The 10,289-nt window shown below is 35.0% G+C and carries 8 protein-coding genes; 2 read left to right on the top strand and 6 right to left on the bottom strand.

The genetic code is table 11. The annotated features are described in order from the left end of the window. Positions 1–6 precede the first annotated feature (6 nt). From BHX94_RS09620 to groES, 4 genes are all read right to left on the bottom strand, one after another. On the bottom strand, positions 7–1,221 hold the full coding sequence (locus tag BHX94_RS09620; protein WP_111746228.1) for an ATP-binding protein: 1,215 nt from the start codon (positions 1,219–1,221) through the stop codon (positions 7–9). A 245-nt stretch (positions 1,222–1,466) separates the two neighbouring features. Beyond that, positions 1,467–2,612: a DUF5780 domain-containing protein gene (locus BHX94_RS09615; RefSeq protein WP_111746226.1), complete on the bottom strand. Its 1,146-nt coding sequence runs from the start codon at positions 2,610–2,612 to the stop codon at positions 1,467–1,469. Between the two features lie 268 nt (positions 2,613–2,880). Then, entirely contained in the window at positions 2,881–4,500 is a 1,620-nt protein-coding gene (groL, locus tag BHX94_RS09610) for a chaperonin GroEL (protein WP_111746225.1), read from the bottom strand. A 53-nt stretch (positions 4,501–4,553) separates the two neighbouring features. Beyond that, positions 4,554–4,841: a co-chaperone GroES gene (gene groES / locus BHX94_RS09605; RefSeq protein ID WP_096075825.1), complete on the bottom strand. Its 288-nt coding sequence runs from the start codon at positions 4,839–4,841 to the stop codon at positions 4,554–4,556. 215 nt (positions 4,842–5,056) lie between these two features. Between groES and mroQ the strand changes: the two genes are divergently transcribed. Further along, on the top strand, positions 5,057–5,824 hold the full coding sequence (gene mroQ, locus BHX94_RS09600) for an intramembrane glutamic endopeptidase MroQ (RefSeq protein WP_111746223.1): 768 nt from the start codon (positions 5,057–5,059) through the stop codon (positions 5,822–5,824). A 114-nt stretch (positions 5,825–5,938) separates the two neighbouring features. Here the strand turns inward: mroQ and BHX94_RS09595 are convergent, their stop codons facing one another. Next, positions 5,939–7,381: a phosphate--AMP phosphotransferase gene (locus BHX94_RS09595; RefSeq protein WP_111746221.1), complete on the bottom strand. Its 1,443-nt coding sequence runs from the start codon at positions 7,379–7,381 to the stop codon at positions 5,939–5,941. Positions 7,382–7,512: 131 nt separating this feature from the next. Between BHX94_RS09595 and BHX94_RS09590 the strand changes: the two genes are divergently transcribed. Beyond that, the gene (locus BHX94_RS09590; RefSeq protein ID WP_111746219.1) at positions 7,513–9,207 is read left to right on the top strand and encodes a M3 family oligoendopeptidase; all 1,695 of its coding nucleotides are present in this window, start codon (positions 7,513–7,515) and stop codon (positions 9,205–9,207) included. Positions 9,208–9,254: 47 nt separating this feature from the next. Here BHX94_RS09590 and BHX94_RS09585 read toward each other — a convergent pair whose 3' ends face one another. Next, positions 9,255–10,238: a hypothetical protein gene (locus BHX94_RS09585; RefSeq protein ID WP_111746217.1), complete on the bottom strand. Its 984-nt coding sequence runs from the start codon at positions 10,236–10,238 to the stop codon at positions 9,255–9,257. Positions 10,239–10,289 lie beyond the last annotated feature (51 nt).

Below are 10,289 nucleotides of genomic sequence, written 5' to 3'. Positions count from 1 at the left end.
TCGTCATTATTCTCCCATCAACCATTGTAATGCATTCAATTTCTGTATCCCGTTATAATTTGCTGTTTGATTAAATTGATCTAGCGTTAATAAATACTTCGGATACTGATCATCAATGGATGCTAATGACCTTAATTCTCTTTTCAAAGTGCTTTCATCTAAAGTTGATAATGCAACTTGATAATATTCAATACTATTATCCGGTGCAATTGCTACAAAGTCGACTTCATACTGATTATTTTCACCAATATACACTTCAAAACCTCTACGCTTAAGTTCTAGATAAATTATATTTTCTAGTATATGTCCATAATCCTGTAGATGATCTCTCAATACTAACTGTCTTAACCCTGTATCAACGGTATAATATTTTGACTGGCTTTCCAATAAGGCTTTTCCTTTAATGTTATATCGCTTTACTTCATACATGATTAAACTATCGAGAATGCCTTTTACATAACGATCAATCGTTTGATGCGCTATTTTATATCCTTTTGAAACTAACGTATTCTTAATTTTATTTACTGTAACTAAACTACCTATTGAAGAGAATAGTGCTGCAATAATTCGTTCTAGTACACCAACATCCTGAATATTCATTCGCTTTACTATATCGTTTAAAACTACCGTTGAATACAATCCTTGTAAATATTCAAAACGTTCTAATGGGTTATCAATTTTAATCGCATATGGAAAACTTGTTTGTATATACGCTTCATACAAATCCGGCAACGAATGATTGCTATCTTTCTGCTTATGCCAGGTCACAAATTCCTTGAAAGACAGAGGTAACATATTAAGTTGAACATATCGCCCCGAAAGTAACGTTGCTAATTCGCTGCTTAAAAAGTATGCATTTGAACCAGTGATATACAAATCGACATTGTTTTTTAACAATAAAGAATCGACTACTTTTTCAAACTGATCAATCATCTGAATCTCATCCAGGAAAATGTAAGTCTTTTCAATTGGGTGTATTTTATCAATTAAATACTGGTATAGATCCATATAATTCAATAGATGATGATAGGATATATCTTCAAAATTGATCGCAATAATCTGTGATTGGTTCACTCCTTCAGACAATAACTCATCCTGAAACAACTTAAATAAAGTTGATTTGCCAGATCTTCTAACACCAGAAACAACTTTAATAACTTGCTTATCACGATGTCGTCTTAGGAAATTGATATATTCTTCTCTCATTACTAATTCACTCATAAGTTTCACCTCAACTTTAAACTTTTATATAAATTATATCAAAGTTTCACTTCAACTTTAAACTTTTAGTTATTTTTATAAAATTTCACTTGGAATTAAAACTTTTTAATATATTTTAATTACAGATAAATTTATAGTTCTCCATCTTTTCCGGATAGTCCGAATATCCGGAATAGTTTACTCCTTTCAACTCAAAATAAAAAAGTAAGAAGCCATTCCGAATAATTTTCGAAATGGCTATAGTTTTAATATTCTTCCTCTATATACTCTTCTTCAACTGGGTCTTCTGAATAATCATATTCTTCATAATAATAATCTTCTTCAGAAACATCTGATTCATCATAAGTTTCTTCCGTTTCATCTTCATAGTAGCTATCTTCAACACTATCATCAATGTCTTCTTCATAATATTCTTCCGGCTCTTCTTCTAATGCTTCATCCTCTACATAGGAATCGTCATAGCTGTCATCGCTATTTTCATAATCATATGAATCCTCATAATCAATGAAGTCATTTTCTGTGTAGTGATTAATATTTTTTTCAGACAAATCATAATACTGATTTATATCAATATTATTTTGTGATTCATAATATTCCAGGTATGAAAGTAATCCCATCAACTGAAGATACGCGATATATTCTTCGAGTGCTTCACTTGATATTTCATTTTTCTCTTTTATCTTTTGACTAATTTCATTGTATTTCACAGGATCAATATTTTCTGTTTGATTATTTTCTGGTTGGGGGGATTTATCTTTAAAATAGATATACTTTTCCGCATCTTTTATATCTTTCAAACGTTTGCCTTCATACATTTTCAAGAAATCTTTATGCAAAGGATTTGTCCATTTTTTACCTTCAAAGTCAATATAACTCACAACAAATGGTTTAAAGCTATGCACTCCAATTGAACTATCAATACGGTAGCCTTTTTCTTCTCCGAATCTACCATACCCTTTAATGTTTGCTGCATCTGCCGTTACTCCTCTGAAATAACTCTTTCCAAAATCGATATCACCTTTAATTTTTATCGGTAATCCATTTTTATCCCACGCTACAAATCCATATTGCACGTCTTTTATATCTTTATCTGTGTTATTTTTAATCGTCGCCTGTAAATTATCAGGATACAACGATTTAAATTCATCATGCAGGACAACATACTTTGCATCTACAGCATATAGATCTTGTTTCTTAATAGCTCGTTCAAGACTAGCTGCAGTAAACTTTTCTTTCTTTTTTTCTTCTTTTTCATCTGATTTTGCCGCTACTGATGTTTTTTCACTGCTAATTAAATCTTTCTCTCCTTTTACATAAGGTAAAGAGAGTAGAAAGAAAATCCCTAGTAAAATAACAGTGATAAATGTTGCAAATAACCCCTTACCTTTCATGAGATGCCTCCTCTTAGATGTTTTTAATTTAAATACATGTCTATCACATATTATATAATCATTTAACTTAAATTAAAATATTAATTTTTTGAAATCTTTTCCGAATAGTCCAAGTATCCGGAATTGTTAATCATTATTTCACCAATTTTATCTCCATCTTTTCCGAATAGTCCAAGTATCCGGAAAAGCCTACCTAAATATCTAAACATCATCACAAAAAAATTCCGGATACGCAATGTATCCGGAATCTTTAAAATCTATTATTAAATTACATCATCCCTGGCATACCGCCCATACCCATTTCTGGTGCTGGGTTTTCTTCAGGCATTTCTGCTACTACCGCTTCAGTTGTTAAGAACATTGCTGCTACTGATGCTGCATTTTGTAATGCAGATCTTGTAACTTTAGTTGGGTCAACGATACCAGCTTCAATCATATTTACCCACTCATCAGTTGCTGCGTTATATCCAACACCTGTTTCAGCGTGTTTAATCTTCTCAACAATTACTGAACCTTCAAGGCCAGCATTAATTGCGATTTGACGAATTGGAGCTTCTAATGCTTTTAATACAATTTTAACACCTGTTGCAACATCACCTGTCGCTTCAACTGCTGCTACTTTGTTGTAGATTGATACAAGTGCTGTACCACCACCTGCAACGATACCTTCTTCAACTGCTGCACGTGTTGAGTTTAATGCATCTTCAATACGTAATTTACGTTCTTTTAATTCTGTTTCAGTTGCAGCACCTACTTTAATCACTGCAACGCCACCTGCTAATTTCGCTAAGCGTTCTTGTAATTTTTCTTTATCAAATTCAGATGTTGTCTCTTCGATTTGTGCTTTTAATTGTCCTACACGTGCGTCGATATTTGATGCATCGCCGCGTCCTTCAACGATTGTTGTATCGTCTTTAGTAACGTGAACTTTCGCTGCATTACCTAACATATCAACTGTTGCATCTTTTAAGTCTAATCCTAAGTCGTCAGTAATTACTTGACCACCTGTAAGGATTGCTAAATCTTCTAACATTGCTTTACGACGGTCACCAAATCCTGGTGCTTTCACAGCAACTGCAGTGAATGTACCACGTAATCTGTTTAATACGATGTTTGTTAATGCATCGCCATCAACATCTTCAGCTACGATTAAGATTGGACGTGATGTTTGAACGATTTGTTCTAATAACGGTAAGATATCCTGGAATGAAGAAATCTTCTTATCTGTAATTAAGATGTATGGATTTTCTAAATCAGCGATCATCTTATCAGAATCTGTCACCATATAAGGTGAAGCATATCCACGATCGAACTGCATACCTTCTACTACTTCTAATTCTGTTTTGAATCCTTTAGATTCTTCGATTGTGATAACACCGTCGTTACCAACTTTCTCCATCGCTTCAGAGATGAATTGACCGATTTCTTCGTCAGCTGCTGAAATTGCTCCAACTTGCGCAATTTCTTCTTTGCTTGATACTTCTTTTGAAATTGCTGCTAATTCTTCTAACGCAACTGCTACCGCTTTATCAATACCTTGGCGGATTCCTACAGGGTTTGCACCACTTGTAACGTTCTTCAATCCTTCTTGGATCATTGCTTGTGCAAGTACTGTTGCTGTAGTAGTACCGTCACCAGCGATTTCGTTTGTTTTGTTTGCAACTTCAGCGACTAATTTTGCACCCATGTTTTCGTATGGATCTTCTAATTCGATTTCTTTTGCGATTGTTACACCATCATTTGTAATTAAAGGTGCTACAAATTTTTTATCTAAAACTACGTTACGACCTTTTGGCCCTAATGTAACTTTAACTGCGTCAGCTAATTTATCTACACCTGCAAGCATTGAGCGTCTTGCATCTTCAGAAAACTTAATTTCTTTAACCATTGTCAAATTCCTCCATTGATTTTATATTATAGAATGTATTTATTATAATTTGATTAATCTTCAATAATCGCGATGATATCTTCTTCTTTTAATACGATGTACTTCTCGTCCCCAGCTTTCACTTCAGTACCACCAAATGGTTCATAAACTACACGGTCACCTACAGCTACCTGGATATCAATTTTTTCACCATTCTCAAGGATACGGCCTGTGCCAACTGCAATGACTGTACCTTCGTTTGACTTTTCTTTTGCAGAATCAGTTAAGACGATTCCACTTGCAGTAGTTTGTTCTCTTTCAGTTTTTTCGATTACAACACGATTTCCGTATGGTTTTATCACGATATTTTCCTCCTTGAAAAAATAAATTCATGTTTTTAGCACTCTATACGCTTAAGTGCTAACATAATTTTATAATAATCAAAGAAGGTCAAGATTGCAAATATTTTAATTTGATTTTTAAAATTATTTTTAATTAATTCGATTGAGTTTTTATTACTACCAATTTAATGTACAATGTATAAAGTATTTAAATTTGAAGGAGAATTAAAATTTACATGAAACGTATATGGATCAACGTGCTTACCGTCTTAATTTACATCGGCTCACAGTTTTTCGTCTTAATTCCTAATATTTATTTTATGAAACAAGGTTTAAGCGAGTCAGATGCATTCTTAAAATCTATCCCTTATTATGTTGCTTCTTTTATTGTTGCTTCTATTTTAGTCATATTTATCAACACACGTATTAAAAATAAAACGCAGTTAGAACGCCTTCCAAAGTCTGATACATTGGCTACAATCGGCTGGATTGTCGGTGGATTCTTTATCTCACTGTTTGCTCAGATGATCTTCGGTATGATTAATACATATATTTTACATCAGCCACTAGAAAGTCAGAATACTAAAAATATCATGGATATCGCTAAAGCTGCACCAGTATTTATTATATTGATTGCTATCGTTGGTCCAATTCTAGAGGAATTTGTCTTTAGAAAGGTTATTTTCGGTGAACTATATGAAGTGATTAAAGGTCCTCGCTGGCTTGCTTTTACCATCGCAGTATTAATTAGTGGATTTATCTTCTCAGCAGCCCACAATGACTTTGACCATACGTTAATCTATATGGGGATGTCGTTAGTGTTCAGTAGTTTATATGTATTAACGAATCGTATCATTGTACCGATTGCCGCGCATATGTCGATGAATGCTTTTGTCGTGATCATGCAGGTCGTGTTTGCAGACAAAGTACAGGAAGCACAGGAACAATTAAAGCAAACGACACAATTTATTGCTCCAATTATAAGATCATATTTTAATCTATAAAGAAACACCGAGTGGTCGGATTACGTCATCTGACCACTCGGTGTTGTTTTATATTTCAAAAATTATGTGAGTGGTCGAAATACCTGTTATTTCGACCACTCACTAAAACTATTATTACCACAGTTTCTTAACGCCCCATAGACGCTCTTCACAAGCTGTAATAATCGTCTTCAGCGCTTTAATACGTGCTGCACGTTTATTATTCGCAGGTATAATTACCCATGGTGCATCGTCTGTTGATGTTTTATCAATCATATCCTTACTCGCTTCAAGATATAGATCCCACTTCTCACGATTACGCCAGTCTTCATCAGTAATCTTCCACTGCTTCTCAGGTGTTACTTGTCTTTCTTCAAAGCGCTTTAACTGCTCATCTTTATCTAATACTAAGAAGAATTTTATAACAATTGATCCTTCAATTGTTAAAGCACGTTCAAATTTATTAATTTCATCATACGCACGTTGCCATTCTTCAGTAGATGCAAATCCTTCAACACGCTCTACTAATACACGGCCATACCAGCTTCTATCAAATATTTCGATATGACCAGAACGGGGTACGTCTGTCGCAAAGCGCCATAAGTAATGGTAGCTCAGCTCCGTTTCAGTCGGGGCACTAACCGCATTTACTTCATAACCTGTAGGATCAAGACTTTCACGTACACGTTTAATATTACCGCCTTTACCTGCTGCATCCATGCCTTCATATACAAGCATCATCGGAATTTTCTTTTCATATAATGCATATTGTAATTCACGAATTCTGTTCTGTAACTTCGGTAACAATTCTTTATATTCCGCTTTTGACATATCATCTGAAGTATCATCAAACATATCTGTTGAGAAGTCTTCAGTAAATTCGCCGTCTACTTTACGGTGTTCAGTCTTTTTCTTTTTCTCTTTCAATGCTTTCTCTAATCGTTTAATAATCGTTTCGTACATTTCATTCGCTGCTTTACCACGTTCTGTATAATCGATATGCGTCCATGGAGAAATATCCTCAGTCGCTTTCATTAAATCGATCATACCTTCCTGATAATCTTTTGTCGGTATACCTGTTTCATATTCTTGTGCTTTCCAGCGTGTCAAAGGATTTTTCTTCGTTTGCTGAATATGTTCAAGGCGCTTTTGTTCATTAACAGAAAGATAGAATTTAATAATTTCATAACCATCTTCTTTAAGCATCGATTCAAATCCAGCAATCTCCTGCGTTAACAAGTCATAATCTTTAATAATGTCTTTTTTAAGTTCATTCATTTCATAATCTAACTTCTGTGCATACCAGCTTCTGAAGAATAATGTTACGCCACCTTTATTCGGTATATTCTTCCAGTACGGATATAAAAAAGGATAGCGCAATAACTCACTGTCTGGACGTGGTGTTGCATAGAAGTTCGTATACTTTGCATCAAGTGTCAATAACAATTCATTTGATAACCTTGATTTCCCTGATGCCGGAATACCTTCAAACACTACCATAACCGGGATTCCCGCTTCATGTGTCTGTCTTACAAGTTCTGCTGTTTTGAGTGCTAAAGATTCATCTATCTTTGTCATATTCATCCCCCTAATCTCATACATTAATTATATCATCTGAATAACAATAAATATATTCCTTATTCTGTATGTTTAGAGTATTATAAGAATAGTAAGAAAAATTAGATAATAAATAGATAAGGAGCATTTTAATGACTACTTTCCAAGACTACAAATATGCGAGACCCGATTTAACAGATGCAAAGGAACAGTTTACACAGTTATATACTGACTTTGATCAGGCACAATCTGTAGAAGAACAGATTCAAGTCATTGATAAAATCAATGCTTTACGTAACAAGATTGATTCAATGTTTAATCTGGCATATGTTCGCGCATCAATTAATACAAAGGATGCATTCTACGAAAAAGAACGTGATTTCTTCGATGATAACAACGGGGAAATCGTCTATTTTGAATCACTTTATTACAATGCATTAAACAGAAGTCAATTCAAAGATGAGCTCAAAGCAGTGTACGGGGAACAACTTTTTGATTTAGCTGAACTTTATGTGAAACAGTTCGATGAATCTATTAAAGATCTATTAAATAAAGAAAATAAGATTTCTTCTGAGTACTCTAAACTTGTGGCTTCAGCTGAAATTGAATATAAAGGTGAAACGTATACTTTTGCTCAAATGGGGAAATTCCTCGAGTCTAGTGACCGTGAAGAACGTAAGTCTGCGACACTTGCCGTACAAAATTATCGTGCAGGGTTAATGGATCAATATGATGATATTTATGACCGTTTAGTTAAAGTACGTCACGAAATCGCAGTGAAACTAGGTTTTGACAACTTCATCGAACTTGGATATGTGCGTATGCGCCGCGTTGATTATACACCTGACATGGTACAAAACTATCGCGAGCAAATTAAAACGCATGTTGTGCCACTTGCACAAAAATTATATCAGGCGCAAGCTGAACGTATCGGCGTTGATCGTTTAAAGGTTTATGATGAACCGATTTTATTTACAGATGGTAATGAGTCACCAAAAGATGATGCTCAGACGATTTTAGAAAATGGTCGTAAGATGTATCGTGAATTAAGCTCTGAAACAGATGAATTCTATCAGTTTATGATGGAACGTGAACTCTTTGATGTGGAAGCGAAAAAAGGTAAACAGGCAGGTGGATATTGTACATTTATCGATGATTACAAATCACCATTCATCTTCTCTAATTTTAACGGCACAGACCATGATATTACTGTATTAACACATGAAGCAGGACATGCCTTCCAGGTATATCGCTCTCGCGAACTAAGTGTGCCTGATTATTTATGGCCGACACATGAATCATGTGAAATTCATTCAATGAGTATGGAATTCTTCACTTACAAATGGATGGATTTATTCTTTAACAATGCGGATAAATTTAAATATAAACATATCGGAGATGCGATTCAATTCCTTCCTTATGGTGTTGCAGTGGACGAGTTCCAGCATATCGTCTATGGTAATCCTGAAATGACACCGAAAGAACGACGTGAGGCATGGCAATCTCTAGAAGCTAAATACTTACCGCATAAAGATTATGATGGTATTGCACCACTAATCGATGGCGCATTATGGCATAGACAAGGACATATATTTGAATCTCCATTCTATTATATCGATTACACTTTAGCTCAAGTATGTGCATTCCAATTCTTTAAACGTTCTAGTGAAGATTTTGAAGGAGCATGGAAAGATTATCTGCATATTTGTGATATCGGTGGATCTCTGCCATTCAATAAAATTGTAGAAGCTGCACACTTAAAATCTCCATTTAAAGATGGAACATTAAAAGATGTGATGGCATTCCTTGAAGACTATCTAGAACAAATTGATACTTCTAAATTTTAATACGTAGAAATACGCTTAGGCTATGAGCCTAAGCGTATTTTTTGTAATTATTTCTTTCTCACTAAAACAGATCCTGCTAGTAGAAGTGCTGTGATATATCCAAATAATGACGTTACTTCACCTGTATCAGGTAATGCTTTTATCTGGTCTTTTTCTTTTTTCGACTGTTTCTCTTTGTCTGAATCTTTTTGTTTATCTTTAGTCGATTTTGTTTGTTTTGAAGTACCCGTTTCGTTCGATACTTTCTTGTCTTTATTATCTGCAACTAAATCTTCTGTCTGTGTTGCATCATCTATATCTTTAGACTTTTCAATCTTTGTTGTCACAAGTTCTCCAACGTGTTTGTCTAACGCTGTATAGTAAGCTTCACCTTTAGCTGGAGAGAATTCACCTGGTTTCTCAGTATATTCATGTTTGTCTTCATCTATACTCCCATCGACAGGTGGCTTTGGTGCTGGTGGTACAGGTGTATCGTCCCCGCCTCCAGTACTCGGTATCCCTGGCTGTGATGGTATACCTGGTGTTGAAGGGTTAGTTCCAATATTATTATCCGTTGGAACATTCGGTTTTTCAGTTGTCACAGGCTCTGTTGGTTGTGTCACAGGACCTGGTACTTTCACAGGTTGCTCAGTAGTCGGCTTTTCAGTCGTCACTGGTGCCCCTACACTTGGCTTAAGGGTCTGATCATTCGTAGCTGGCTTTGTTGAAGGGGTAGTAGTCTTAGCGGGTTCTTCTGCCGGCTTTTCAGTTCCTTTATTATTCGTTTCACTTGTTTGAGATGTAACAATCGTCTTTTCGGTAGACTTTTCCTCAGTAGTCGGTGTTTCAGTGGTTCTTGCTTCTGTCGTAGGGCGCTCTATAGAAGGTGTGTCATTAGTGGGTTGATTCATTTCTGTTGAAACGATTTCTACTGTACTTGCTGGTTTATGTGTGATTTCGTTAGCCTCTGCTGAGTTAATGTCTAATGCATTTAGACTTAACGTTAAAGCAGCTGTCGTTAAAGCAATCGAATGTAGCTTTAATTTGCGCATTATACATTCCTCCAAATTTCCAATTATATTCATTATAAAGCACAGATATAT

The sequence above is a fragment of the Macrococcoides bohemicum genome, assembly GCF_003259675.1.
Lineage (GTDB): Bacteria > Bacillota > Bacilli > Staphylococcales > Staphylococcaceae > Macrococcoides > Macrococcoides bohemicum.
This window is presented reverse-complemented; position numbering and strand designations above follow the sequence as displayed.

Excerpts from the sequence above, each read along its gene's own strand:
- mroQ (WP_111746223.1), top strand. The coding sequence starts at position 5,057 with ATGAAACGTATATGGATCAACGTGCTTACCGTCTTAATTTACATCGGC.
- BHX94_RS09620 (WP_111746228.1), bottom strand. The coding sequence starts at position 1,221 with ATGAGTGAATTAGTAATGAGAGAAGAATATATCAATTTCCTAAGACGA.
- BHX94_RS09585 (WP_111746217.1), bottom strand. The coding sequence starts at position 10,238 with ATGCGCAAATTAAAGCTACATTCGATTGCTTTAACGACAGCTGCTTTA.
- BHX94_RS09590 (WP_111746219.1), top strand. The coding sequence starts at position 7,513 with ATGACTACTTTCCAAGACTACAAATATGCGAGACCCGATTTAACAGAT.
- BHX94_RS09615 (WP_111746226.1), bottom strand. The coding sequence starts at position 2,612 with ATGAAAGGTAAGGGGTTATTTGCAACATTTATCACTGTTATTTTACTA.
- groL (WP_111746225.1), bottom strand. The coding sequence starts at position 4,500 with ATGGTTAAAGAAATTAAGTTTTCTGAAGATGCAAGACGCTCAATGCTT.
- BHX94_RS09595 (WP_111746221.1), bottom strand. The coding sequence starts at position 7,381 with ATGACAAAGATAGATGAATCTTTAGCACTCAAAACAGCAGAACTTGTA.